The organism is Streptomyces sp. NBC_01089, assembly GCF_045162975.1.
Classification (GTDB): Bacteria; Actinomycetota; Actinomycetes; order Streptomycetales; family Streptomycetaceae; genus Streptomyces.
In genome coordinates this window covers 4,762,135-4,785,421 of sequence record NZ_CP108660.1, presented here as the reverse complement: position 1 = coordinate 4,785,421, position 23,287 = coordinate 4,762,135, and the positions used below count along the sequence as shown (strand labels likewise).

The 23,287-nt window shown below is 71.6% G+C and carries 27 protein-coding genes; 16 read left to right on the top strand and 11 right to left on the bottom strand.

Annotated elements, in window-relative coordinates; genetic code table 11:
* Positions 1-28: 28 nt before the first annotated feature.
* On the top strand, positions 29-589 hold the full coding sequence (locus OG510_RS21505) for a TetR/AcrR family transcriptional regulator (RefSeq protein WP_406138840.1): 561 nt from the start codon (positions 29-31) through the stop codon (positions 587-589).
* A 136-nt stretch (positions 590-725) separates the two neighbouring features.
* Here the strand turns inward: OG510_RS21505 and OG510_RS21500 are convergent, their stop codons facing one another.
* On the bottom strand, positions 726-1,676 hold the full coding sequence (locus tag OG510_RS21500; RefSeq protein WP_406138838.1) for an aldo/keto reductase: 951 nt from the start codon (positions 1,674-1,676) through the stop codon (positions 726-728).
* 150 nt (positions 1,677-1,826) lie between these two features.
* Between OG510_RS21500 and OG510_RS21495 the strand changes: the two genes are divergently transcribed.
* Positions 1,827-3,974 carry a hypothetical protein gene (locus tag OG510_RS21495; RefSeq protein ID WP_406138836.1) on the top strand — a complete coding sequence of 716 codons (2,148 nt, stop codon included), beginning with the start codon at positions 1,827-1,829 and terminating at the stop codon, positions 3,972-3,974.
* 74 nt (positions 3,975-4,048) lie between these two features.
* Here the strand turns inward: OG510_RS21495 and OG510_RS21490 are convergent, their stop codons facing one another.
* Positions 4,049-4,903 (bottom strand): enoyl-CoA hydratase/isomerase family protein, encoded by an 855-nt coding sequence (locus OG510_RS21490; RefSeq protein ID WP_406138834.1) that lies wholly within the window; start codon positions 4,901-4,903, stop codon positions 4,049-4,051.
* Between the two features lie 95 nt (positions 4,904-4,998).
* On the opposite strand from OG510_RS21490, the gene OG510_RS21485 reads away from it, so the two are divergent.
* Positions 4,999-5,358, top strand: a complete 360-nt coding sequence (locus OG510_RS21485) for a winged helix-turn-helix transcriptional regulator (RefSeq protein ID WP_406138832.1) — start codon at positions 4,999-5,001, stop codon at positions 5,356-5,358.
* 21 nt (positions 5,359-5,379) lie between these two features.
* Here OG510_RS21485 and OG510_RS21480 read toward each other — a convergent pair whose 3' ends face one another.
* The 3 genes from OG510_RS21480 to OG510_RS21470 form a co-directional block, all read right to left on the bottom strand.
* Positions 5,380-6,069 (bottom strand): class I SAM-dependent methyltransferase, encoded by a 690-nt coding sequence (locus OG510_RS21480; RefSeq protein WP_406138830.1) that lies wholly within the window; start codon positions 6,067-6,069, stop codon positions 5,380-5,382.
* Positions 6,070-6,149: 80 nt separating this feature from the next.
* Positions 6,150-6,362, bottom strand: a complete 213-nt coding sequence (locus tag OG510_RS21475) for a DUF397 domain-containing protein (RefSeq protein ID WP_406138828.1) — start codon at positions 6,360-6,362, stop codon at positions 6,150-6,152.
* The gene (locus OG510_RS21470) at positions 6,359-7,186 is read right to left on the bottom strand and encodes a helix-turn-helix domain-containing protein (RefSeq protein WP_406138826.1); all 828 of its coding nucleotides are present in this window, start codon (positions 7,184-7,186) and stop codon (positions 6,359-6,361) included. The genes OG510_RS21475 and OG510_RS21470 overlap by 4 nt, the downstream gene beginning before the upstream one ends.
* 106 nt (positions 7,187-7,292) lie before the next feature.
* Between OG510_RS21470 and OG510_RS21465 the strand changes: the two genes are divergently transcribed.
* Genes OG510_RS21465 through OG510_RS21455 form a run of 3 tightly spaced genes read left to right on the top strand, consistent with a single transcriptional unit; the run spans position 7,293 to position 8,001 of the window.
* Positions 7,293-7,556, top strand: a complete 264-nt coding sequence (locus OG510_RS21465; protein ID WP_406138824.1) for a hypothetical protein — start codon at positions 7,293-7,295, stop codon at positions 7,554-7,556.
* Positions 7,550-7,705 carry a hypothetical protein gene (locus OG510_RS21460; RefSeq protein WP_406138822.1) on the top strand — a complete coding sequence of 52 codons (156 nt, stop codon included), beginning with the start codon at positions 7,550-7,552 and terminating at the stop codon, positions 7,703-7,705. The genes OG510_RS21465 and OG510_RS21460 overlap by 7 nt, the downstream gene beginning before the upstream one ends.
* Positions 7,702-8,001, top strand: a complete 300-nt coding sequence (locus OG510_RS21455; protein ID WP_406138820.1) for a hypothetical protein — start codon at positions 7,702-7,704, stop codon at positions 7,999-8,001. Before OG510_RS21460 ends, OG510_RS21455 begins: the two co-directional genes overlap by 4 nt.
* Positions 8,002-8,190: 189 nt before the next feature.
* Here the strand turns inward: OG510_RS21455 and OG510_RS21450 are convergent, their stop codons facing one another.
* The gene (locus OG510_RS21450) at positions 8,191-9,102 is read right to left on the bottom strand and encodes a DUF3027 domain-containing protein (protein ID WP_406138818.1); all 912 of its coding nucleotides are present in this window, start codon (positions 9,100-9,102) and stop codon (positions 8,191-8,193) included.
* 440 nt (positions 9,103-9,542) lie between these two features.
* Between OG510_RS21450 and OG510_RS21445 the strand changes: the two genes are divergently transcribed.
* From OG510_RS21445 to OG510_RS21430, 4 genes are read left to right on the top strand one after another with little or no spacing between them, the layout of a single operon-like run.
* The gene (locus OG510_RS21445; RefSeq protein WP_406138816.1) at positions 9,543-10,892 is read left to right on the top strand and encodes an MFS transporter; all 1,350 of its coding nucleotides are present in this window, start codon (positions 9,543-9,545) and stop codon (positions 10,890-10,892) included.
* 27 nt (positions 10,893-10,919) lie between these two features.
* A complete protein-coding gene (locus OG510_RS21440) occupies positions 10,920-11,402 on the top strand; it encodes a DUF2771 domain-containing protein (RefSeq protein ID WP_406138814.1) in 483 nt (160 codons plus the stop codon).
* A 4-nt stretch (positions 11,403-11,406) separates the two neighbouring features.
* The gene (locus tag OG510_RS21435) at positions 11,407-12,066 is read left to right on the top strand and encodes a futalosine hydrolase (RefSeq protein ID WP_406138812.1); all 660 of its coding nucleotides are present in this window, start codon (positions 11,407-11,409) and stop codon (positions 12,064-12,066) included.
* Complete coding sequence (locus tag OG510_RS21430) at positions 12,063-12,941, top strand: 1,4-dihydroxy-6-naphthoate synthase (RefSeq protein ID WP_406138810.1); 879 nt, start codon at positions 12,063-12,065, stop codon at positions 12,939-12,941. The genes OG510_RS21435 and OG510_RS21430 overlap by 4 nt, the downstream gene beginning before the upstream one ends.
* 137 nt (positions 12,942-13,078) lie before the next feature.
* Here the strand turns inward: OG510_RS21430 and OG510_RS21425 are convergent, their stop codons facing one another.
* Positions 13,079-14,497, bottom strand: coding sequence for an MFS transporter (locus tag OG510_RS21425; protein WP_406142474.1), 1,419 nt, complete (start codon positions 14,495-14,497; stop codon positions 13,079-13,081).
* Between the two features lie 267 nt (positions 14,498-14,764).
* Here OG510_RS21425 and OG510_RS21420 point away from each other — a divergent pair, with 267 nt between their 5' ends.
* Positions 14,765-15,175: a MarR family winged helix-turn-helix transcriptional regulator gene (locus tag OG510_RS21420; RefSeq protein ID WP_406142473.1), complete on the top strand. Its 411-nt coding sequence runs from the start codon at positions 14,765-14,767 to the stop codon at positions 15,173-15,175.
* Positions 15,176-15,260: 85 nt separating this feature from the next.
* Here OG510_RS21420 and OG510_RS21415 read toward each other — a convergent pair whose 3' ends face one another.
* Complete coding sequence (locus OG510_RS21415; protein ID WP_323183791.1) at positions 15,261-15,644, bottom strand: cold-shock protein; 384 nt, start codon at positions 15,642-15,644, stop codon at positions 15,261-15,263.
* 162 nt (positions 15,645-15,806) lie between these two features.
* Here OG510_RS21415 and OG510_RS21410 point away from each other — a divergent pair, with 162 nt between their 5' ends.
* Entirely contained in the window at positions 15,807-16,100 is a 294-nt protein-coding gene (locus OG510_RS21410; protein ID WP_406138808.1) for a hypothetical protein, read from the top strand.
* Here OG510_RS21410 and OG510_RS21405 read toward each other — a convergent pair.
* Entirely contained in the window at positions 16,070-16,702 is a 633-nt protein-coding gene (locus tag OG510_RS21405; RefSeq protein WP_406138806.1) for an HAD family hydrolase, read from the bottom strand. The two genes, OG510_RS21410 and OG510_RS21405, sit on opposite strands and share 31 nt — an antisense overlap.
* Before the next feature lie 96 nt (positions 16,703-16,798).
* On the opposite strand from OG510_RS21405, the gene OG510_RS21400 reads away from it, so the two are divergent.
* The 4 genes from OG510_RS21400 (at position 16,799) to OG510_RS21385 (ending at position 20,880) form a co-directional block, all read left to right on the top strand.
* Positions 16,799-17,803: a FecCD family ABC transporter permease gene (locus OG510_RS21400; RefSeq protein WP_406138804.1), complete on the top strand. Its 1,005-nt coding sequence runs from the start codon at positions 16,799-16,801 to the stop codon at positions 17,801-17,803.
* Positions 17,800-18,894 (top strand): FecCD family ABC transporter permease, encoded by a 1,095-nt coding sequence (locus OG510_RS21395; protein WP_406138802.1) that lies wholly within the window; start codon positions 17,800-17,802, stop codon positions 18,892-18,894. The genes OG510_RS21400 and OG510_RS21395 overlap by 4 nt, the downstream gene beginning before the upstream one ends.
* Entirely contained in the window at positions 18,891-19,784 is an 894-nt protein-coding gene (locus OG510_RS21390; protein WP_406138800.1) for an ABC transporter ATP-binding protein, read from the top strand. The genes OG510_RS21395 and OG510_RS21390 overlap by 4 nt, the downstream gene beginning before the upstream one ends.
* A 100-nt stretch (positions 19,785-19,884) precedes the next feature.
* Positions 19,885-20,880, top strand: a complete 996-nt coding sequence (locus OG510_RS21385; protein ID WP_406138798.1) for an ABC transporter substrate-binding protein — start codon at positions 19,885-19,887, stop codon at positions 20,878-20,880.
* A 126-nt stretch (positions 20,881-21,006) separates the two neighbouring features.
* Here the strand turns inward: OG510_RS21385 and OG510_RS21380 are convergent, their stop codons facing one another.
* A complete protein-coding gene (locus tag OG510_RS21380; RefSeq protein WP_406138796.1) occupies positions 21,007-21,528 on the bottom strand; it encodes a DUF4232 domain-containing protein in 522 nt (173 codons plus the stop codon).
* A gap of 217 nt (positions 21,529-21,745) precedes the next feature.
* Complete coding sequence (locus OG510_RS21375; RefSeq protein ID WP_406138794.1) at positions 21,746-22,966, bottom strand: hypothetical protein; 1,221 nt, start codon at positions 22,964-22,966, stop codon at positions 21,746-21,748.
* Positions 22,967-23,287 lie beyond the last annotated feature (321 nt).

Below are 23,287 nucleotides of genomic sequence, written 5' to 3'. Positions count from 1 at the left end.
CGCCACTTAGCAAGCCGGAGATGACTCGATGACCGTCCAGCGCGCAGACGCCCGGCGCAACTACGCCCGCATCCTCGCCGTGGCCGAGGACGAGGTCGCCGCACACGGCGCCGACGCCTCCCTGGAACAGATCGCCCGCACCGCCGGAGTCGGATCAGCCACCGTGCGACGCCACTTCCCCAGCAGGCACGCGCTCCTCGACGCGGTGTTCAGCGAACGGATCGAGGCCCTGCGCACCCACGCCACCGAACTGGCCGACGCACCCGACGCCCGCGCCGCGCTGCTGGACTGGCTGGCAGCGCTCACCGCGTACGCCACCTCCGCACGGGGCATGGCCGACGCACTGACCCCGGCCGGAACCGACGGTCCGGAGCATGTGAACGCCTGCTCGGCCAAGCTCACCGCCGCGGCGGGCCCCCTGCTCCACCGCGCCGCACAGGCGGGCGCGGTGGAGCAGGACGTGACCATCGGCGACTTGATCGCACTGGTCACGGGCATCGCCCTGGCCACGGAACATCACCCGGACCCGGGCGCCGAGGCGGACCGCCTGCTCGCCCTGACCGTGCGGGGAATCAGCCCGCGGACATGACCGGGGGCGGGGGCGGCGAGCGCGGCTGCCGTCGAGGCGAGTGCGGCCGCCGTCGAGGCGAGGGCGGCTGCCGTCGAGGCGAGTGCGGCCGCCGTCAAGGCGAATGCAGCTGCCATCGAGGCGAGGGCGGCTGCCGTCAAGCGGACGCCGCGTCCAGGGACCGCAGTTCGGCATCGGAGAGGCGCAGGTCCGCCAGGGCGGCGAGGGCCGGCACCTGCTCCACCACCCGCGCGGAGGCGATCGGCGCGACCACGGTCGGCTGCTGGGCCACCCAGGCGAGGGCGACGGTGGCCAGCTGTACGCCGTGTGCCGGCGCGATCTCTTCCATGGCGGCGAGAACCCTGGTGCCGCGCTCACTGTCCGCGTAACCACCGGCCAGGCCGGGCATGTCGCGCACGTTGTCCACCGGGCGGCCCGGCCGGTACTTGCCGGTCAGGAACCCGGAGGCGAGAGCGAAGTAGGGGACGCAGGCCAGCCCATCCCGCTGGACGATGTCCCGGCGTTCGCCCTCGTAGGTGTCACGGGAGACGAGGTTGTACTGGGGCTGGAGCACCTGGAAGCCCGCCAGGCCCTCCTGGTGGGCGAACCGCAGCATGGCGTCAAGGCGTTCCGGGCTGATGTTGGACGCCCCGAGGGCCCGCACCTTACCGGCGCGCACCAGGCCGTCGAACGTCGTGACAACGTCCTCGACCGACACGGATTCGTCGTCGAAGTGGGCGTAGTACAGGTCGATGCGGTCGGTCCCCAGTCGCCGGAGCGAATCGTCCACGGCCGCCTCGATAGTGGCGGGCGCGAGACCCTTGCGCTCCGGGTGGTCACCGACCTTCGTGGCGATGACGATGTCGTCCCGGTTGCCGCGCGCGGAGAGCCACTCAGCGATGATGGTCTCCGACTGTCCGGGCTGATTGCCGGGAAATTGGTAGATGTACGAGTCCGCGGTATCGATGAAGTTCCCGCCCGCGGCGGCGTAGGCATCGAGCACGGCGAACGATTGCTCCTGGTCGGCGGTCCAGCCGAATACGTTGCCGCCCAGACAGAGCGGCGCGACGGAAATCCCGGTCCGGCCAAGCTTCTTGTGATCGAACATGTCCTCATTCAACACCCGGTAGGCGAGCGGGAGAGGGTGCCTTCCCACGAGGACCCGCACACACACCGGACACAACCACCTGACGCACACGCCTGCCGGCCACGTGGAACAGTGGATGCCCGTCATCTTTCATCCACTGTGCGGGGGAGCATGAAGGAGAACAGGGAAAAGGAGAACGACGGACTCCGGCTGTCGCTGACGACCGGCATCCTGGGCACTTGCACGGCGGCGCTGGCGCTCGCGCTCGGTCTGGCGGCCATCGCCGAGGCCATGTCCGGGAATTCGATCGTCTGGTGGCAGATCGCCGTCGTGCCGGTCGCGTTCTTCATGGCGGTCAGGGCGGAGTCGGTGTCCCGGCAGACCCTCCAGTACACCAGGCGCGTCCTGACCTCGCGTCCCTTGAAGGGCGCCGCACTGCACGAACACCTGGAGGACCACACCTATGTGCTGTATCTCCGGGCCTTCGGCCGTGACCGGGACCTGGGCACCACCCAGCCGGTGCGCGGCGTGTGGGCCTGGACGCTGGCGCTGGTCGCCCTGGCGTCGGTGGACTCCCAGCGCACCTGGGAGGAGCGCATCATCCTGCCTTTCCTGCGCCTGGGCCGCGTGATCAGCGTCGGCGAGCCCGGCGAGACCCTGCCCCGGCTCGGCGCGGCCCGCTTCTACCTCCCCCACGACAACTGGCGGGCCACGGTCTCCGAAGCGATCCGCCGGTCCCGGCTCGTCGTCATGGTGGCGTCGATCAGCCCGGACGAGTCTGCCGATGGCACCCTGTGGGAGTACACGGAAGCGGTACGCCTGCTGCCGGCCGAACAGCTCGTACTCATCATCCTCGACGACCCGGACAGCTATGACCGCTTCCGGCGACTCACGGCCGCGTACGCGGACCGGCGCGCCCCCGAACTCGACCCACAGGGCGCCCGATTACCTCCGCTCCCGACGCTGCCCGACCACCGCGAGATCACCCGGACCACCACCCGGACCACCACCCGGGCCGCCCGGCGCTCCAGGCGTGCCCCTCTCATCGGCGCGATCGTGTTCGGGGCGGGCCGAGAGCCCGAGTTCGCCCCGCTGACCGGGTCCGCACACGCGGTGGCCCGCCTCTCGCCGCGTCTGGCCGTGCGACGGGCGGTCCGCGACTTCATCGCCCGACTCGAACTGCGGCTCCCGGGGCGGGCCGTGAGGCCCTGGGGAGTTCCCCGGCAGCTGCGCTGGATGTTCCTGGTCCTCTCGCTCTGGCTCCCGTACACGGACTTCATACGCAAGGGCAGGCACGGGAGCCCCGGCACCAAGGCCATCTTCATCGCCCTGCCCCTGCTGCTCTTCTACGGCTACGTCAAAGCACGTCTCGAATCCGGTGAACAGGAACTCGACCAGGGGGTACGGATACTGCCGCCGGATGTCGCCCCGGCCGCACCCCCGGACAAGCGGGAGAGCCGTTCCGCCCCGCAGACCGAGTCGACGCGGTCCTACGTACACCGGCAGTGGTCCCTATGGTTCTACGGAATGACGGCTCTGGCGGCCTTCACGCCCCTGGGCGCAGCGCACCTCGGCACCCGTATGTGGCTGTGGGCCTGCCCCGTGCTCGTGGCCCTGGGCGTGTACTGGTTCCGCATGACCCTGCGCCGCACCACCGCCTACCGGCGCCGCCCCCGCACCCCCGAGGACATCTACACCGAGGAGAGCGTGCTGCTCCTGCATCCGGAGACCGGCCTCCCCGGCTGGGACGAGCGAGCGCACCGGGCCGTCGAGAAGTGGTTCCCGGGGTACGGGGAATTCGTCGCCGTCGGCCCGGCGGACGACCCCGCGCCCGGCAGCCGGTGGGCGCGCCTCGACCTGCCAGGGGAGGACACCCGCCCCATGGTGTCCGCCGCCTTGGTCCATGCGTGGCTGGTGGTCGCGGTGGCCGTTCCTGAGGCGGAGAACGTATGGCGGTTCTGCGAGGCCGTACGCCTGCGCAACCCACCGCACGTGCTGCTCCTCGTGACCGGCGATGCGGAGCAGTACCGCCGGTTCGCGGCGGAGGCCACCGCCGAGTTCCGGCGCGGAGCCGAACGCTTTCCGCGACGCGGCCCCCAGGTCCGCAGATTTCCCCGGCTCGTGGACCTCCCGCGTACGGCGCCCGCCGCCGACGAGGCCCAGCTGTCCGCCGTGATCCGTTTCACCAAGGGCTGGGGCACACAGCTGCACACCTTCGACCCGCCGCTCCTGTTCACCGAGGCACGGTCCTTCCGGTCACGGCAACGCGTCTGGAACGAACTCCACCCTCACATGGACAAGTTGCGCGTGCGGGTGTGACGGGGCGGGGCGCTCCTGGCGCCGACGCCCCTGGACTCCGCCGGTGACGCCCGCGTGCATTCCGGCAGAAGCTCTCAGGTGATGTCGTCGACAAGGGCCTCCAGGTGACGCTCCCCGTCCCGGGTGTGCGCACCGGCCGCCAGTGCGGCCTTGGCGAGACGGGCTGCGGCGGGTTCACCGAAGAGCCCGTTGAGGAGCTCGTTGGCCTTCCGCAGGCCCTGCGTGGTCGACTCGGCCGCGGAGTCCGCGGAGTCGACCGCTTCGGTCGCGGCGCGGGCGACGCCGGGAGGCAGAGCGGCGATACGGGCGGCGAGGGTGTCGACGACGTGGTCCAGCTCGGCGTCCGGCACGGCCCGGTTCACCCATCCGATCCGCTCCGCGGTCGCGGCATCGACCAACTGCCCGCCGAGGATGATCTCCAGGGCGCGTGCGCGGCCCACCAGGCCGGGCAGATACGCGGTGCCTCCCGCGCCCGGGATGATTCCCAGCCGGCACTCCATCTGCGCCATCCCGGCGCGCTCCAGCGATGCGAACCGCATGTCCATCGCGGACAGCAGTTCCGCACCGCCGCCGCGCGCCAGTCCGCGCAGCTTGGCGATGGTGATCTGCGGCAGCGACCGGATGCGTTCATGGAGCCGCATCATCGGGTTGAGGGACTGGTCCTCCCCGGGCGCAACGGGGAGGGCGACGAAGGCCGCGGGGTCGTCGGCGGCCGTCATGTCACCGTGCGCGACGAAGAAGTCCGGATCCGCGCTGTCGAAAACGATCACCCGGATGTCCTGGTCGCCCGATATGGCGTCCGCGAACCGGTCCAAGTCCGCCATCAGGGCCGCGTCGAGCAGATTGATGGGCGGGTTGTCGATCACGACGTACGCCACACCGCTGCTGAGAGAGATCTTGAGGGTCCGGGTCGAGTACGCGTCAGTCATGATTCCCGCTTCACCGTCAGGCCAATAAGTATCTGATGTATACCTAGTAGCCTGGATACACTTCAACGAAATCAGGTATCGCGAGGGAGACCGACGTGCCCGAAGTGGAGCTCAACGGCGACGGCCGGGAACTGCTCGACCAACTCTTCGACAAGTGGTCCCTGCTGGTACTGGCCGCACTGTGCGACCGCCCCCGGCGCTTCAACGAACTCCGGCACCACCTGCCCGCCGTCACCCCGAAGTCGCTGACCGCATGCCTGCGCCGGCTGGAGCGCAACGGCATGGCCGAGCGAGTGGTCGTGTCCACGGATCCGGTGGCGATCGAATACCGCATCACCCCGCTGGGCCGCACCCTTCGGCCCCCTGTGCACGCCATGCTGGAATGGGCCGTCGATCACCTCGACGCGGTCGACGCCGCGCGCGGTCACTACGACGAGCGGCGTGCGGACAGGTAACAGCCGCCGTAGCGCGGTGGTTCACTTCCGGGATGCCGTCACGAGCAGCGTGTCAGCGGTGCGCTGCCTACCGCCGGGCGCAGGCAGCACATCGACGGTGATATCGGACAGCCCGGCCACGTCGAGCAGCTTCGCCCACAGGTGTTCTTGGAGCACCCAGCGGCGCATCGTGGTCGGGCTTCCGTCCGGTGTCTTCGCCAGGATGTCTGCGTGCACGACATCGGTCTCGGCGGGCTCGCCGTTCAAGTAGTGGGCGAGGGTGGAGAAGACCAGCCGGCCACCGGGCCGCAGCGCGGCGCCCGCGGCCGGCAGGAGGTCGCGCGGGTCGGTGAAGTCGACGGCACCGAAGACGCTGTACAGCACGTCGTAGGAGCCGTGCATGGCGCGCAGGTGCTCCAGGACGTCGGCGTGCACCAGGTGCAGGCGCGGCGCGAGGTCGGAGTAGAGGCCGGTGGCCATGGCGTGCTGGGCAGCGGAGGCGTCGACCGCGACGACCCGGGCGGGCTGGTGACGGGCCACCAGGTGGGCAGCGTGCCGGGCGGATCCGGCGCCGAGGTCACCGACAAACAGGCCGGTCAGGTCACCGAGGACTTCCGCGCCCGGCCCGCCGTCCTGGCTCCACGACCAGGAGAAGGTCTCGGGGACAGCGTGATCGGTGGCGGCGCGTGTGCGGCCGTAATGGTGCCAGAGGTCAGTGGAGGTCGTCGTCACCCGCCTCGTCCTGGCCGGTGCGCGCCTGGAACGGACCGGTTCGGCGGAATCTCACCCGTACATGCGCGGGGCCGGGGTGGTCAGACGGTGCCGACCTCTCCGCCCTTGATGCCTGCCACGAAGGAGACGAACGAGCTGGTGTGGAAGTCCAGGACCGGGCCGCTCGGGTTCTTGGAGTCCCGGACGGGGACGACGCCGCACGAGGCGATGAGGTTGGCCGCGACCTCGATGCAGGCGCCGCCGTTGTTGCTGTACGAGGACTTGAACCAGCGGGGGGAGAGTTCGGTGGTCACGGGGTGCCCTTTCGTAACTGGCTGATCATGGCCACAGACGACGCCTGGGAGCGCGCTTCGGCTTGCAATTGATGGTAGGCCGCGAGCAGCGGCAGCACGAACGTACTTTCCCTTTCGAGATGCCCCCGGTGCGCGGACTCGGCGTACGAAAGGAGTTGGCGGTCCGGAAGCGTCAGTATGTAGAGGGGCAGGTCGAACGGGCGGTGCTCTCCCATGTCGTACGGGGCAACCTGAAGCACGGTGTTCGGCAACTCGGCGAACTTGACCAGACTCGCCAACTGCGCGTCCATGACGGCGGAGCCACCGATGGGCCGACGGATGCAGCTTTCGTCCAGCACCACCAGGATCAGTGGCGGAGGCGTCCGAATGAGCGCGGATTGCCGCTCGGCAACGAGCATGACGCGCTCGTTCGCCTGGTCGGGCGTAATCATTCCCCGTCTTACGGCGCTCTCCGCGAGGACTGCCGCGTACTCGGGCGTCTGAAGCAAGCCGGGGATCACGCCCACTTCGTACAACCGAATTTCCGCTGCCCGGCTCTCATGCCGGACGTACTCCGGAAATCCCTCCAGCAGTGCCGTTTGCCGAACGGCCTGGCTCTGGCGTTGGAGCCGGTCCCCCGTACCGAGCGCCCGGTCAGCACTTGCCGCAAAGCGGCGAGTTGGAGGGCGTCGACCAGTTTCGACGGCTGAAATATGCGTCCCCGAACACCCCGTCCGCTCCCCCAGTTCGTCCTGTGTCCAGCCACGTTCATCCCGCAATCTGCGCAGAAGCTGACCGAACGCCGCCTTCGGGGACTTCTCGGGGTCCAACTCTTTTCTGTTCAAGGCCCATCACTCAACTCTCTGCACAAGTAACGCAAGTTGAAGACACCACGACTCTAGGTCACGCTGAGCCCGCTTGGTAGCGGAACGACTACGGAGAGGAGTGGCTATGGCTGCACAGAACAACACCCCGGACAGGCAGGCACCTTCGCGCGTCCCGGATCTCGGCACGCTCATGGTCGATACGGGGCACGGCAACCGAACCGGAGAATTCCGCGGGCTCGCCGGCCCGTACTGGTCGCTGCGGCCGGTCAGCGGTGGCTCCGAGTGGGAAGCGGTGCCCGAGCGAGTCCGGCCCCCGACCCCTGCAGAGCGGCTCACCGCCGAGAACGCACGGATCAACGCCCGGAGCCGCAGGGGGCTCGAATGGTGACCCCTGCAGAGGAGCCGTGCCGGAAGTGCGAGGAGTTCGACCTCGACGAAGCGGTCGCCAGGGCCGAGCACGACGCGAGCAGGGAGACCGACTGCCGGGTCCTACGCAGGCGGCACTGGCAGGCCGACCACGGAGGGCAGCAGCCGTGACGTACGTACTGGTCCGACTGGCTCTCGTCGCGGGGGTACTCCAGGTCCTCCTGCGGCGACGCCTCCCCCGCGTCCTGCGCGCACTCGCCCCACAACGAACCGGGGCGCCCGCCCTGTTCGCGGAGCTTCAGCGCATCGAGACGGACCTCGCGTACCGCGCGCGGTTCTTCGCGGGGTTGAACGCCGCGCTCACCGAGCGGAACGCGGAGCGCGTCGCCGAGTTGGAAGCGCTCCGCACGGCAGCCCAGCACCTCCGGAGCCTGATCCGTTCCGGCAACAGCGGGCGTGCCGTCTGACCGATCGGTCCGGGATCTGGTCATGGAACGGTCCCGCTGGTGACGGTGCCCTGATCGGGCCACCTCACGAGCACCGGCACCGGCACCGGCACCGGCACGGGAGCATCCGGGTGCTTCGTCAGTGCGGGATCAGCGCAGGAGGCGGAGGCGTCGAGGCGGGCCCCCCGCTCCGCAGCCCACCCCCACCCCTCAGGAATGCCCCAGGTCGTCCGCCCCCGGAGTTGTCTCCGTCGAGACCGAGCCGCCCTCCGGGTCCGGGCGCAGGGCGAACGGGTCCGCCGCCGTCGAGTCCAGTACCAGGGGCGCCGGGCGCAGTGGCTTCGGCATGACCGCTGCCTCCGAGTGGCCGCCGCAGCCGTACGACAGGGACACCACATGGCCGTCCGCCGGGCCGAATTCGTTCCCGCAGACCCCGAAAGCCTGCCGCAGTGAACCGGAGAGCGGGACCAGGAAGGCACACGTCACACAGGAAGCCGGGGCCGCCTGGGCCATTGGGGTCTTCGCGCCGTACTCCTCGTCCCAGCGGTCCGCCGCCTGGTGCAGGCCGTACCGGGACAGCACCCGGGCCCGCCGCATCCCCAGCTCGTCGGCGACCGCGGCGACCGTGCCGCGGGCCGGGACCGCCGTGCGGTCGGTGACCTCGGCGTCCTCCGCCTCGACCCGCTCCGCCAGCTCGTCCGAGAGTACGGAGTTGGGCGGCGGCGCGTCCTCGCCGGAGAAACCGGGCTCCAGGCGCAGATCCTCCGCCTCGGTGGGCAGCAGGTCACCGGGCCCCATGTCGCCGGGGCGCAGCCGCTCGCTCCAGGGCACCCACTCGGGGGCCAGCAGCGAGTCGGAGCCGGGCAGCAGAACCGTCTCGTCGAGCGTGACGAGCTTGGCCCGGGATGCCCGGGCGACCGTCACCGCCCAGCGCCAGCCCCGGTAGCCCGGCTCCTTGCACTCGAAGTAGTGGGTGACCACCCGGTCACCCTCGGCCACCACAGAGACGTGCTCGCCGACCACCCCGGGGAAGGCGGCTTCCTCCGCCGCCTCACGGGCGAGGCCGACCGCCTCGGCGCACAGGCGGTCAGGGGTACGGCTTCTCGTCGTCGCAGCACTCACAGGTCTCGCTTCTCTCCTACGCCGTCTCACGGGTGCGCCGGACGAACTTCGCGTACGAGCAACGGGCGGAGCGGACCGGAGGACCGCGTCAACGTCCGCGCCCGACATGCCCGGGCGCGCGCCTTCTCGTACCCATTCTGCGGGATAACGGAGAGGCGCACAGCCAAGGACAACCGCCGGTGGCGCGCTGGAGGCTGCCGGCCGCACCCGGGCGGAGGAGCCCGCGGCGTCTGGCGCCGTGCATCGCAAGGCGGAGATCGCCCCGGTAACCGAAGTCACGGGGCGCTTCCGACAACGCGGCGAGGCGCGGTGACAGGCGTCGCGGGCCCGCCCGGGAGTGGTCGGCAGCCTCCGTGCACGCTACCCCTTCTCCGGCTCTCGTCCCACCTGCGCGTCCGAATCCCGGTTCGGGTCGTACGGGGTTGGGGCACTATGACGGGGTGACCACCGCAAGGTCGTCCGACGGATTCAGCCCGGCGCGCAGGGTGGGGCGGGCCGTCGGCCATGCCCTCCAACGGCCGTTTACTGCTACCGCAAAAGGGATCAGACGGGCGACGAACGCCCATGGCGCGGGCGAGTCGGGCCTCGGCAAACTGATCGAACTGCACGCCGTGAACAGCGCGGGTGACGTGATGATCACGGTTGCGCTGGCTTCGACCGTGTTCTTCTCCGTACCGACCGGTCAGGCCCGCGGCCGTGTCGCGCTCTACCTTCTGGTCACGATGGCGCCGTTCGCGCTGCTGGCCCCGGTGATCGGCCCGCTCCTCGACCGGCTGCCGCACGGCCGCCGGGCCGCGATGGCCGCCGCGATGATCGCCAGAGTGGTCCTGGCGCTCGTCATGTCGGGCGCCGTGGCCACCGGCGGCCTTGAGCTCTATCCGGCGGCGCTGGGCGTCCTGGTGGCGTCGAAGGCGTACGGGGTGGTGCGCAGCGCGGTCGTCCCGCGGCTGCTGCCGCCACGGTTCTCGCTGGTCAGAGCCAACTCACGGGTCACGCTCGGCGGGCTGCTCGCGACCGGTGTGGGGGCGATGGTCGGCGCCGGACTGCACCGGATCGGCCCCGCCTGGCCGCTCTACGGTGCGTCGGCCGTCTTCCTGTGCGGGGCGTTCCTGGCCTTCGCGCTGCCCCGCAAGGTGGACTCCGCCAAGGGTGAGGGCAAGGCCCGGCTGGTGGAGCAGGCCGACGAGCGCAAGCCGTCGCTGCGCACCGTGGGCCCCTCCGTGCTGAACGGCCTGGTGGCGAACTCGGCGCTGCGCTCGCTCTCCGGCTTCCTGATCTTCTTCCTGGCCTTCCTGCTGCGCGAGCATCCGATGGCCGGGCAGAGCGCCGCCGTGTCACTGGCCGTCGTGGGTGTCGCGGCCGGCGGGGGCAACGCGCTGGGCACGGCGGTCGGGGCGCTGCTGCGCTCCCGCGGGCCCGAGATCATGATCGCCGTCCTGCTCGGGGTGGCGCTGGGCACCGCGGTCCTCACGGCGGTCTTCTTCGTCTCGGTCATGGTGACAGTGCTGGCCGCTGTCGCCGGCTTCGCACAGGCGCTGGCCAAGCTGTCGCTGGACGCGATGATCCAGCGGGACGTCCCCGAGACCGTACGGACCTCGGCGTTCGCGCGCTCGGAGACGGTGCTCCAGCTGGCCTGGGTGGTCGGTGGCGCCATCGCGATGGCCCTGCCGCTGAACGGCATGCTGGGCGCGTCGGTGGGTGCCGCGCTGGTCGCGGTGGGTGCGATCACGACCGTACGGGGGCTCCTGACGGCCGCCAGGCGCGGCTCGCCGCACCCCCGCGTGGCGTGACCTGCGCCGGGCGATAGCCTTCGCCCCATGACCGTTGCGCTTCTTACTGGTAAGGGCCGCCGCACCGCCGCCGCTCTCGGTGCCGTGTCCGCCGGACTCCTCGTCCTGTCCGCCTGCGACAAGCCGACGCCGCTGGCGACCGTGACGGTCGGCACGAACTCGGTGCACTCCGAGGCCGCCTGCTACAACGACGGCAAGGCCCTGGACATGGCCGCGTCCAAGGCGTGCGCCTCGAAGAAGAAGGGCACCAAGTCCATCAAGGTCGACCCGGACAAGACCGTCCGGATCGGGGTGGACCCGAAGATCGCCGACAAGGGCTGGGTGCTGCTGCTCAACGGCCAGCAGCTGACCGCCGTCAGCAAGAAGACCTACACGACGGTCCCGGGCAACGTCTTCTTCAACTCCCAGTACGGCGCCAAGGGGAACTCGTCGACCGTCGCCATCGCCGAGGGCGACGGCACCACCAAGGTCTTCGGGCTCTGGTCGTTCGTCTTCAAGAAGGACGCCTGACGCCTTGCGTGTACTCATCGTGACCGCGGTCCCCGCTGAGCGGGACGCGGTCACGCGCGCGTTCGGGTCCGGTACCGAGGACCCGGACGCGGGGACCGGACGTTACGACGTGATCGCGGCCGGGGTCGGCCCCGCCGCCGCGGCCGCCGGTACGGCCACGGCGCTCGCGCGCGGCTCGTACGGTCTGGTGGTCTCGGCGGGCATCGGCGGCGGCTTCCACGCCGCGCCGGGCTCGCTGCTCGTGGCCGACGCGATCGTCGCGGCTGACCTGGGCGCCGAGACGCCCGAGGGCTTCGTGCCCGTCACGGGTCTCGGCTTCGGCTCGGTGGAGCACCGGCCGCCCGCCACGCTCGTACGGGCGGTGGCCGATGCCACCGGTGCGACGCCCGGCACCGTACTCACCGCTTCCACCGTCACCGGCACCGCGGAGCGGGCCGCCCGGCTGCTGGCCGCACACCCCGCGGCCGTGGCCGAGGCGATGGAGGGCTTCGGGGTGGCCGAGGCGGCCGCGCAGGCGGGTGTGCCGGTGCTGGAGATCCGGGCGGTCTCCAACGCCGTGGGCCCGCGCGACCGTGACGCCTGGCGCATCGGCGACGCGCTGTCCGCGCTCACCACGGCTTTCGGGAAGCTCGCGCCCGTACTGGAAGGTTGGAACCGCACATGACCGAGGCAACCGAGGCACCGCTCCTCACCGACGCGCTGAACATCGCGTTCTCGCCCTGCCCCAACGACACGTTCGTCTTCGACGCCTGGGCCCACGGCCGGGTGCCGGGGGCGCCCCGGATCGATGTGACGTTCGCGGACATCGACATCACCAACGGGATGGCCGAGCGCGGCGAGTTCGACATCCTGAAGGTGTCGTACGCGGTGCTGCCCTGGGTGCTCGACGAGTACGCGCTGCTGCCGTGCGGCGGGGCGCTCGGCCGCGGCTGCGGCCCGCTCGTCCTCACGCGGGGGCCCGGCGTGGACCTCACCGGGAAGACGGTCGCCGTGCCGAGCGAGCGCTCGACGGCGTATCTGCTGTTCCGGCTGTGGGCGGCCGAGGTCGTGCCCGGCGGGGTCGGCGAGATCGTCGTGATGCCGTTCAACGAGATCATGCCGGCGGTGCGCGACGGCAAGGTCGACGCGGGCCTGGTCATCCACGAGGCGCGCTTCACCTACCAGGAGTACGGGCTGCACTCGCTGGCCGACATGGGGCAGCACTGGGAGTCCACGACGGGCCTGCCGATCCCGCTGGGCGCGATCATCGCCAAGCGGTCACTGGGCGATGAGCGGCTGCGGGAGCTGGCCAGGACGGTCCGCGCCTCGGTACGCCAGGCGTGGGACGACCCCGAGGTGTCCAGGCCCTATGTGCTGGGCCACGCGCAGGAGATGGACCCGGCGGTCGCCGACCAGCACATCGGTCTTTACGTGAACGAGTTCACGGCCGACCTCGGCGAGGACGGCTACGCGGCGGTCCGCGGGCTGCTCACCCGGGCGGCGGCCGAAGGGCTCGTACCGGCGCTGCCGCCCGAGGGGCTGGCTTTCGCCGCGGAGTGAGCCGGGCACCGAAGGGGCGGCCCCCTGCGGCCGCCCCTCTGCTCGCCCCCCTTGCTTGCCCCTGCTTGCCCCCTGCCGGCCCCTCACTTGCCTCTCGCTTGCCCCTTGCTCCCCCTTTGCTCCCCCCTGCCTGCCCCTCACCTGCCCGAGAGGCTCGCATCCTCCGCGGCCTGGACCGCTTCCGTCCCTGCCGCTGACTCCGCCGCCGTCCCCGCCGCTGCCTGAGCGGCCGGCTCCGGCTTCGGCCCGCCGCGGCCGGGGATCGCCAGGACCACCAGTGCGGCCACCAGCGCCACAGCGCCGCCGATCACGAACGCCGTACGGAAGCCGCCCTCCGACGGGATCGTGACGCCGCCTGACGACACGGTCATCTGGGCCAGCACCACGCCCATGACCGCGCTGGAGACCGACGTACCGACCGACCGGGCCAGGGAGTTGAAGCCGTTGGCCGCCGCGGTCTGGGAGAGCGGCACCGCGCCCATGATCAGGGCGGGCATCGCCCCGTAGGCGAAGGCGACGCCCACGCTGATCACGCAGCCGAAGACCACCAGGCCCCAGACCGAGCCCATCAGGACGGTCGCCAGGCCGTAACCGATCGCGATGATCACGGAGCCGGCGAGGAGCGACACCTTGGGGCCGCGGATCGCCGAGAGCTTCGCGCCGAGCGGCGAGACCGCCATCATCACCAGCCCGGACGGGGCCATCCACAGGCCGGCCACGACCATCGACTGGCCCAGGCCGTAGCCGGTGGCCTCGGGGAGCTGGAGCAGCTGCGGCGCGACGAGCGACTGCGCGTACATCGCGAAGCCGACCACGACGGACGCCAGATTGGTCAGCAGCACCTGGCGCTGCCCGGTGGTGCGCAGATCGACCAGCGGGTCCCTGGTACGGAGTTCGAAGACGCCCCAGACCAGCAGGATGACGACCGCGGCCGCCAGCAGCCCCAGGGTGTTCGCGCTGCCCCAGCCCCAGTCGCCGCCCTTGGAGACGGCCAGCAGGAGGGCGACGAGACCGGCGGCGAGGCCCACGGCCCCGGCGTAGTCGAAGCGGCCTTCGGCGCGGACCGGCGCCGCGGGTACGAAGAGCAGGACCAGGGCGCCGAGTACGGCGCTCAGTCCCGCCGAGCCCCAGAACAGCATGTGCCAGTCGGTGCTCTGCGCCACCGCGGCCGCGACGGGCAGGCCGAGCGCGCCGCCGATGCCGAGCGATGAGCTCATCAGCGCGATGGACGAGCCGACGCGCTCCGGCGGCAGCACGTCGCGCATCACGCTGATGCCGAGCGGGATGATGCCCATGCTGGTGCCCTGGAGCGCGCGGCCGATGACCATGGGGGCCAGCGACCCCGCGAGCGCACAGATCAGCGAGCCCACCACGAGCAGCCCGACGCAGACCAGCATCAGCCGCCGCTTGCCGTACAGATCCCCGAGACGGCCGGTGACGGGGGTGGCGACCGCACCGGCGAGCAGGGTCGCGGTGATGACCCAGGACGCGTTGCCCTGGGTGGTGTGCAGCAGCTGCGGGAGCTGCGCGATGAGCGGTACGACCAGGGTCTGCATCAGGGCGGCGACGATGCCCGCGCCCGCCAGGACGGCGACGACGGGACCGGTCCTGGCGGGCGGTGGCGCGGTGGCGGTCGGTCTCACGGGAACTCCTCTTCGGCTGGGCGCCCGATGACGGGCATGTGCAGCATACACATCTTATGCATGATGCACACACGCGTGCTATACAGGCAAACCGGCAGGGCAGACCGGCACCGGGAAATGCGCGAGAGGAGACGCCGCGTGCGTCAGGCGAGCGACAACTTCGAGCGGGTCGAGCGGGAAATGACACTGCTGGCCCGGTACCGGTACATGGCCATGGCGCAGACCACCCGCCTGGAGCGCAGCGCCTATGTCCTGCTCTGCCGGATCGAGGTCGACGGCCCGCTCTCCATCGGGCAGCTCGTCGAGGCACTGGGCCTCGACACCTCGACCCTGAACCGGCAGACCGCGGCGATGACCCGCGCCGGGCTCGTCGAGCGCATCCCGGACCCGGAGGGCGGTCTCGCCCGGAAGTTCCGGATGACGGAGGAGGGCGCGCAGAAGCTGCACGCCGACCGCGAGGACGCCGTCACCAATCTGGAGCGGGTGCTCGCCGACTGGAGCCCCGAGGAGGCCGGCGCGTTCGCGGCCGCCCTGGAGCGCTTCAACACCCGCATCGAGACGATCATCGGGCAGCCCTGGCCGCGGCCGTGACGGCGGCGGCGGGCGGAAAGACCGGTGGGCCGGGGCGGGGATTTCGCTCCCCGCCCCGGCCCACCGGGGGACCGTGCCCGTACGGTCAGACGTCCAACTGGTCGGCGACCGCCCGCAGCAGGCCGGCGATCTTCGCCCCGGCCGCCTTGTCGGGGTAGCGGCCGCGCTCCAGGCTCGGCGTGATGTTCTCCAGGAGCGTCGTCAGGTCCTGCACGATGGAGGCCAGCTCATCGGGCTTGCGGCGCTGGGCCGCCGCCACCGACGGCGTGGGATCGATGATGGTCACGGTCAGCGCCTGGTCGCCGCGCTGGCCCGCGACGACGCCGAACTCCACGCGCTGCCCCGGCTTCAGGGCATCGACTCCGGACGGGAGCACCGACGAGTGGACGAAGACATCGCCCCCGTCGTCGCGGGAAAGAAAGCCGAAGCCTTTTTCCGAATTGAACCATTTGACCTTGCCGGTGGGCACCGTCTGTCCTCGTCCTCGTAGTCGTAGAAAACGGCTCTGGATAGCACTGCAGCGGGTCACCCGACCCGCCGGGACTCAGGCTAGTGGTCCGGCTCGTCGACCGGGGACCAGTAACAAGACGTCATTTCGTAGTTCCTCCGGGCTGGGAACTACCCTGGCCGGGTGAGCAATGAAACCCAATCGGCCGACGCCCCTGCCGACACCCGCGCCGGTGACCGGCTGGTGCAGGCAGGCGCGATCATCTTCTTCGTGGGAGCGGTGGCCACACTGGTCACGGTGGCCCCGCTGTTCCTCGGGACGCACCCGTTCCCGTCCATCGCGTATGCCGTGTGCATGCTGATGGGTGTCGGCTTCGTCGTCGCCGCCGCCGGGCTGCTGCGCTCCATCGCCGACCAGCGCCGTCGGGCACGCGCCGCGATGGCGGGTCAGACGTCCGCGGTGACCCCGGCCGCGTAGCCGTCCAGCCACGCGGGGAACTCGGTGAGGTCCGTCAGGACCACATCGGCTCCGGCCGCGCGCAGTTCGTCCGCGCTGATCGGACCGGTCGGTACGGCGACGGACAGCGCGCCCGCCGTGAGCGCCCCGCGCACGTCCCCGATGTGGTCGCCGACGTACACCGAAGCGCCGTGCTCGCGCAGCGCCTCCGCCTTGGCCTCCGCCCAGAGCCAGCCGATCACGGCGTCCGGCTCGATGCCGAGGTGGACCAGGTGGCGCACGGCGTCCGGCTGGTTCTTGGCGGTGACGACGATCGCCCGGCCGCCGAGCCGCCGCACCGCGGCCACCGCTTCGGCGGCGCCGGCCATCGCCGTGGTCGGCTCGATCGCGCATGTGGGGTAGATCTCACGGTAGCGGTCGCGCATCGCCGGAATCTCGGCCTCCGGGAACCACTCGGCCAGCTCCGTCTCCAGCGGCGGCCCGAGCCGGGTGACCACGAGATCGGCGTCGATGTACGTCCCGGTCTCGGCGGAAAGTGCCTGGTAGGCGGCGTGGATCCCGCGCCGGGAGTCGATCAGGGTCATATCCAGGTCGAAGCCGACCGTCAGCGGGTGTGAAGACATGCGTTCCATCCTCCATCCTCCCGGTACCTGACCGGCCCGTCCCGAATGGCTGAGCTTAGACTTAGCCAAGCCTTACCAACTTTCGGAATGGGTCAGATGTCAACTCCCGTGGCCCGCCGCCGCGTCGCCTGGACGGCCGGCGCCGTCGTGGCCCTGCTGCTGGCGGTCCTGCTCAGCCTCGCGGTCGGGGCACGGGCCATCGCGCCGTCGGCGGTGATCGACGCACTGCTGCACGGCGGCCACAGCAACACCGCCGAAGTCGTACGCCAACTGCGGGTGCCGCGCACCCTCATCGGCCTCATGGTGGGCGCCGCGCTCGCCCTGGCCGGGACCGTGCTCCAGGGCATCACCCGTAACCCCATCGCCGACCCCGGCATCCTCGGCATCAGCCAGGGCGCGTCGGTCGGCGTGGTGCTGGCCATCGCCTTCGCCGGGATCCACAGCCTCACCGGATACGTCTGGTTCGCCTTCGCGGGGGCGGCGTTCGCCTCGGTCGCGGTGTACGCCATCGCATCGCGGGGGCGCGGCGGCGCCACCCCGGTCAAGCTCGCGCTCGGCGGCGCCGCGATCAACGCCCTGCTCGTCTCCGTGGTGCAGGCGGTACTGACCACCAAGGCGTCGGCGCTGGACGAGTTCCGCTTCTGGCAGGTCGGCTCGATCAGCGGCCGTGACACCGACATCGTGGGCCAGATCTGGCCGTTCCTGCTGGTCGGGGTGGTGCTGGTGGCCTCGGTCGCGCGGGGCCTCGACGCACTGGCGCTGGGCGACGACATGGCGCGCGGCCTCGGCCAGAAGGTCGCGACCGTACGCATCGTCGGCGGCATCGGCGCCACCGTACTGACCGGCGTCGGCGTCGCGGCCGCGGGACCCATCGCCTTCATCGGCCTCGCGGTGCCGCACATCGCCCGCGCGATCGTCGGCAGCGACCACCGCTGGGTGCTGCCGATGGCGGCCCTCATCGGCCCGGTGATGCTGCTGGTCTCCGACACCGTCGGCCGGGTCGTGTTCCCGCCGAGCGAGGTGCCCGCCGGTGTGATGACGGCCCTGATCGGGGTGCCGTTCCTGGTCACCCTCGTACGCCGGAAGGCGGTCCCGGCGTGACACCGGCAGCTCCCACCACCGCACCTCCCGCCGCGGCCGTGCGCCCCGCCGGGTACTCCCTCGTCCGGGCCGGGGGCGGCACGTTCCTGCTGCACCGGCGGGCGGCGGCCGTCGCCGTGGCGCTCGCCGTGCTGCTCGCGGTCACCTGTGTCGCGTACCTCTGCGTCGGCGAGGACTTCATCGCACCCGGCGAGGTCCTCAAGGTCATCACCGGCAGGCCGTCGCCCGACGAACTCGTCGTGGGCACCCTGCGGCTGCCCCGGATGGTCGTCGGGCTGCTCGTCGGCGCCGCCTTCGGGGTGGCCGGCGCGCTCATCCAGACCGTCGCGCGCAACCCGCTGGCCAGCCCCGACATCATCGGCATCAGCAAGGGCGCGGGCGCGCTCACCGTCGCCGCGATGTCCCTCGGCGTGACGTCGGCCGCCGTCCTGCCGTACCTCTCGGTCATCGGCGGCATCACCGCAGCCGCCCTGGTGTACGTCTTCGCCTGGCGCGGCGGACTGCACGCCACCCGCTTCGTGCTGATCGGCATCGGCTTCGCCATCGCGCTGGGCTCGGTCACCCAGCTCTTCCTCACCAAGGGCGACTACCTGGTCGCCCAGCAGGCCCAGATCTGGCTCACCGGCTCGCTGAACGGCCGCGGCTGGAGCCAGGCCCGACTGCTCGGCTGGGTGCTGCTCGCGCTCGTACCGGCGATGCTGTGGGCCGCGTACGCCCAGCGCACCGTCTCCATGGACGACGACACCGCGACCGCGCTCGGCATCCGGCTCGGGCGGGTGCGGCTCGGGCTCGTCCTGCTCGGCGTGGTGCTGGCATCGGTGGCGACCGGCGCCGCCGGGCCCGTCGACTTCGTCGCGCTGCTCGCCCCGCAGATCGCCCGCCGGATGACCAGGACCGCGCAGATCCCGCTGCTCTGCTCGGCGCTGATGGGCGCGTTCATCGTCGTACTCGCCGATCTGCTCGGCCGCAAGCTCCTCTCGCCCACCGAACTGCCGGTGGGCGTCCTCACGGCGGCGGTCGGCGCCCCGTATCTGATCTGGCTGATCGCGAAGAATCACGGTGCCCGCGGCCGTAGTGGAGGAAGCTCATGACCAGCACCCCGCAGGCCACCGCACCGGCCAGGCTGACGGCACGTGAGCTGACCCTCGCGTACGACGACCGCACCGTCGTCGAAGGACTCGACCTGGCCGTGCCCGACGGGCAGGTGACCGTGATCGTCGGGCCCAACGCCTGCGGCAAGTCCACCACCCTGCGGGCCCTGGGGCGGCTGCTCAAGCCGCGCGGCGGCGCGGTGCTGCTGGACGGCGCCGAGCTGGCCCGTACGCCGACCCGCAAGATCGCCCAGTCCATCGGGCTGCTCCCGCAGTCCCCTTCGGCGCCCGAGGCGATCACCGTCGCCGACCTGGTGGCACGCGGCCGCCAGCCGCACCAGCACTGGTGGCAGCAGTGGTCGGACGAGGACGAGCGCGCCGTCACCGGCGCGATGGAGCGCACCGACATCACCGCCCTCGCCGAGCGGGCCGTGGACGAACTGTCCGGCGGGCAGCGCCAGCGCGTCTGGATCGCGATGGCGCTCGCCCAGGAGACGGATCTGCTGCTGCTGGACGAGCCCACCACCTACCTCGACATCGCCCATCAGGTCGAGGTGCTCGACCTGATGCGCCGGCTCAACAAGGAGCGCGGCAGGACCGTGGTCGCGGTGCTGCACGACCTCAACCAGGCGGCCAGGTACGCCGACCACCTGGTGGCCATGAAGCACGGCCGGATCGTCGCGGAGGGGCACCCCGGGGAGATCGTCACCGCGGAGCTGGTACGGGAGGTGTTCGGCCTGGAGTCGGTCGTCATCCCCGATCCGGTGACCGGGTCGCCGCTGGTCGTGGCGGGGGCGCCGTGGGGCGCGGACGCGGGAGCGGGTGCGGACGCGGGAGCGGGCACGGCAGGCGGGGGCGCCGCGGCCGAGAACTGCGCGGCCGACGTCTGAGCCCCTGCCGGGACGCCGTCCGGAGGACCACCATTCCAGAGGAACGCCGTCGAAGCAGTCGAAGCAGGCCAAGCAGGCCAAGCAGTCGAAAGGGCTCGTCATGAAGCGCTTACTCCTCGGTGGGGCCGGCCGCGACCACCGCCGCCGTACCACCACCGGTGCTCTCGTCATCGCCGCCGCGCTGGCTCTCACCGCGTGCGGGTCGGGTGACACCAGCGGCAAGCCGTCCGCGGGGACGGCCGCCACCCACACCATGAAGACGGCCATGGGGGATGTACGGGTCCCGGACCACCCCCGGCGGGTCGTCGTCCTGGACACCGCCGAGCTGGACTCCGCCATCACGCTCGGCGTGAAGCCGGTCGGCTCCACCCACGCGGACGTGAAATCCGGGTTCCTCGACTATCTGCCCAGGGACAAGGTCGCCGGGATAAAGGACGTCGGCGAGATGCTCCAGCCGAACATGGAGGCCATCGCCGCCCTCAAACCCGATCTGATCCTCACCAGCAAGATCCGGCACGGCGACAAGTACGCGCAGCTCAGCGCCATCGCGCCGACCGTCATGACGGAGAACACCGGCTACCCCTGGAAGGCCAACTTCCGGATGCACGCCGAGGCTCTGGGCAGGCAGGCCGAGGCCGGGAAGGCCGTCGCCGCGTACACCGCGCATGTCCGGCGGGTCGTGGCCGCGCTCGGCGGGCCCGCGAAGGCGGCCGCCACGAAGGTTGGTGTGGTGCGGTTCGTGGAGGGCGCCGACATCCGGATCTACGGCAGGAAGAACTACATCGGCACGATCCTCGCGGACCTCGGCGTCGGCCGCCCGGCCATCGTCGACAAGGCCAAGGACGGCTTCACGTACGACGTGAGCCCCGAGCGGATCGACCTGGCCGACTCGGACGTGCTCTTCCACTCCACGTACGGAGACCCGGCGAAGGCCAAGGAGACACAGACGACGCGCAGCGGTCTGTGGAAGAACCTGACGGCGGTGCGGGACGGCAGGTCGCACGGCGTCGACGACCAGCTGTGGATCCAGGGCATCGGCTACACGGCGGCCGACCGGATCCTCGACGAGCTGCAGCGGGATCTCACGAAGCGCTGACCTCTGTTGCTGGTCCTGTCGCCGGGCCCTGTCACCGGCCCGTGTCGCGGGACCGGCCACCGGGCCCGTTCAGCACTGTGCCGCCGCACCCTCAGGGGTACGGCGGCACAGTGCTGAACGGGTGCCTCAGGCTCCGGCCTGCAGGGCGCCGATCTGGGTACCGGCGTCGACCGAGAGCGAGCCCTCGGCGGAGGACTCGCCCGGGATCGTCCCGCCGCCCGGGGTCCTGAGCGTGAACGTGACCTCATTGGCCTTGGCGCCCGCGGCGGCACTGGGCACCTGGATGTCGAAGTGGACCGGGTGGCCGGGGCTCAGGGTCACCGCGGAGGTCTGCTTGCCGTACGCCTTCGCGGTCACGCCGTCCAGGGAGCCGTGGTTGAGGAACCGCACGCCGCTGGGCGAACCGGCCAGCTTGCACGACTCCGTGCCGGGCGCCGCGGTCAGCGTGACCCGGTAGTGGCGGTGGCCGGCGCTGGAGGCATCCGGGGTGATCTTCGCGGTGTGGTTCGCGGGGCGGCAGGACGAGACCTTGACACCGGTCGCCGCGGACGTGTGGGCCGTGGTCGATGCCTGCGCGACTCCCACTCCGGCAGCTCCTGCCAGCGCGGTGGCGGCAACCGTCACGACGAACCTACGAGACATACCCATGGCCAGCTCCTTCGCATCCGCTCACGGTGCGGCCGGTCGTGCAACCCGCCGAACCCCTGTCTGCGAACAGCTTGCCCGCTCTACCGGCCAAGATCGTCACGAGAGAGCAACACGCCTGCTACAGACGTAAACGGGGACAGAGCAGACGCCGCGGGCCGTGCGATCCGGTCCGCTGCCGGGCCCGTACGAAGGCATCACGGCGGTGCCACGGCACCGCTCACGGCAGCCGCCTTCGCGACCGCCACACCAGATACAGCGCCGAGGCCCCGGCCGCCACCCGCAGAACGACCGGCCAGACCCCGGAGATCGCGTCGCCCATGCCGTGCGCGGGGATCGGTGTGCCCCAGCGCCCGTCGGCCCGCCCCCACAGCCAGACGATCCCGCCCGTCAGGGCCAGCCCCGGCAGGCCGAGCACCGCCCACTTCGCCTCGGCGCGGCTGAGCCTGCGGGAGACGTACGCCAGGAGCCAGCCGGCACCGAGCGCGATCAGCGAGCCGATGACGGCGCCGACGACCAGCAGGGCCGCGGCGAGCAGCAGGAACGGGCTGGAGAAGCCCCCGGCGACGGCCCGCACGCCACCGCCACCACCGGCCGGCCGGCGGCCGAGCAGCGAGCGGCCGCGCAGGGGCTGCGCCTCCACGGACTCCTCGCCGTCGGCGTCGTCCTCCTCGGCCTCGTCCTCGCTGAGAGCGTTCGGGCCGTCTCCCTGCTCAGCCCCGGGCGGCGGCTTGAGTATCTCGGGGATCTCCACACCCCCGGTGAAGCCCGGCACCGCGTCACCCGCGCCGAAGGGGCCCGGCTGGACACGCCACCAGTCAGGTTCCCCGCCGGACGGGCCCAGTTCGTCCTCGCCCGCGAGGTGCGGGGGTGAGGCGGCCGTCGAGCGCGGGGGCGGCGGCTGCGGCTTCTCGCCCCTGCCGCCCAGCCCCCACCGCCCGCCGCCGGGGCCGCCGGGACCGGTCTTGCCCGCCGCCGGCTTGCCCAGACCGAGGCCCAGGCCGACTTTGCCGAGGCCGGTCCTGCCGGACGCGCCACCGCCGTCCCCGCCCGTGCCCGTGGGGTCGTTGCGCCGCGGGCGTGGCATACGGCCCGCCCGGTCCCGTACGGGGTCGGGGCCAGGCTCGGCCGCGCCCGGCGGCGGGCCGCCGCCCGTCGCCGCCGCCACCTGCTCGGCCGGTGTGCCGAGCCGGCCGAGGATACGGCGTACGGCGGCCTCGCCGCCCGCGTCCGCCCCGGCACGCTGCCGGTCGATCTCGCCGCGCAGCGAGGCGACGAGCCGCATCCGGTCGGCCGACGTCAGTTGTCGCTGGGCCAGGTCACCGACCCGGCTCAGATAGTCGTAGACGAGCTGATCGCTCTCGATCCCCACGGAGTCGCACCCCTTCACGCCGCTCTGCACCGACCGTAGCCGCCCCCACCGCGCACCGTCCGCACTCACCGGCCCCTCCACCGGCCTTTGCCCGACTTTTCCTCTGCGCCTCCCGATGCCGCTGCCCTTCCTGCCTGATGCCCGCCGCGGTGCGCATACCGGCGCCCGTCCCATCCCCCATCCCGAAGCCCGCCCCGACACCGGTCCCGACGCCTGTCCGGATGCCCGTCCCTGCGCCCCTCCCGGTGTCCTGCCCGCACTCGCGGAGGCGAAGTCATCGGGCTCGCGGAGGCGAAGTCATCGGGCCGAACGTGGGGCGGTGCGCCATCTCCCCGCAAATCTCAGTAACGTGGGCCGGATGGGGACCCGTCCGCTCTATGGGAGGCGCAC

Bases quoted from the DNA above. Each gene is read 5' to 3' on its own strand.
- OG510_RS21390 (WP_406138800.1), top strand. From the start codon at position 18,891: ATGACCAGCACCCCGCAGGCCACCGCACCGGCCAGGCTGACGGCACGT.
- OG510_RS21490 (WP_406138834.1), bottom strand. From the start codon at position 4,903: ATGACTGACGCGTACTCGACCCGGACCCTCAAGATCTCTCTCAGCAGC.
- OG510_RS21460 (WP_406138822.1), top strand. From the start codon at position 7,550: ATGGTGACCCCTGCAGAGGAGCCGTGCCGGAAGTGCGAGGAGTTCGAC.
- OG510_RS21500 (WP_406138838.1), bottom strand. From the start codon at position 1,676: ATGTTCGATCACAAGAAGCTTGGCCGGACCGGGATTTCCGTCGCGCCG.
- OG510_RS21440 (WP_406138814.1), top strand. From the start codon at position 10,920: ATGACCGTTGCGCTTCTTACTGGTAAGGGCCGCCGCACCGCCGCCGCT.
- OG510_RS21420 (WP_406142473.1), top strand. From the start codon at position 14,765: ATGACACTGCTGGCCCGGTACCGGTACATGGCCATGGCGCAGACCACC.
- OG510_RS21495 (WP_406138836.1), top strand. From the start codon at position 1,827: ATGAAGGAGAACAGGGAAAAGGAGAACGACGGACTCCGGCTGTCGCTG.
- OG510_RS21425 (WP_406142474.1), bottom strand. From the start codon at position 14,497: ATGCAGACCCTGGTCGTACCGCTCATCGCGCAGCTCCCGCAGCTGCTG.
- OG510_RS21380 (WP_406138796.1), bottom strand. From the start codon at position 21,528: ATGGGTATGTCTCGTAGGTTCGTCGTGACGGTTGCCGCCACCGCGCTG.
- OG510_RS21465 (WP_406138824.1), top strand. From the start codon at position 7,293: ATGGCTGCACAGAACAACACCCCGGACAGGCAGGCACCTTCGCGCGTC.
- OG510_RS21430 (WP_406138810.1), top strand. From the start codon at position 12,063: ATGACCGAGGCAACCGAGGCACCGCTCCTCACCGACGCGCTGAACATC.
- OG510_RS21405 (WP_406138806.1), bottom strand. From the start codon at position 16,702: ATGTCTTCACACCCGCTGACGGTCGGCTTCGACCTGGATATGACCCTG.
- OG510_RS21385 (WP_406138798.1), top strand. From the start codon at position 19,885: ATGAAGCGCTTACTCCTCGGTGGGGCCGGCCGCGACCACCGCCGCCGT.
- OG510_RS21505 (WP_406138840.1), top strand. From the start codon at position 29: ATGACCGTCCAGCGCGCAGACGCCCGGCGCAACTACGCCCGCATCCTC.
- OG510_RS21400 (WP_406138804.1), top strand. From the start codon at position 16,799: ATGTCAACTCCCGTGGCCCGCCGCCGCGTCGCCTGGACGGCCGGCGCC.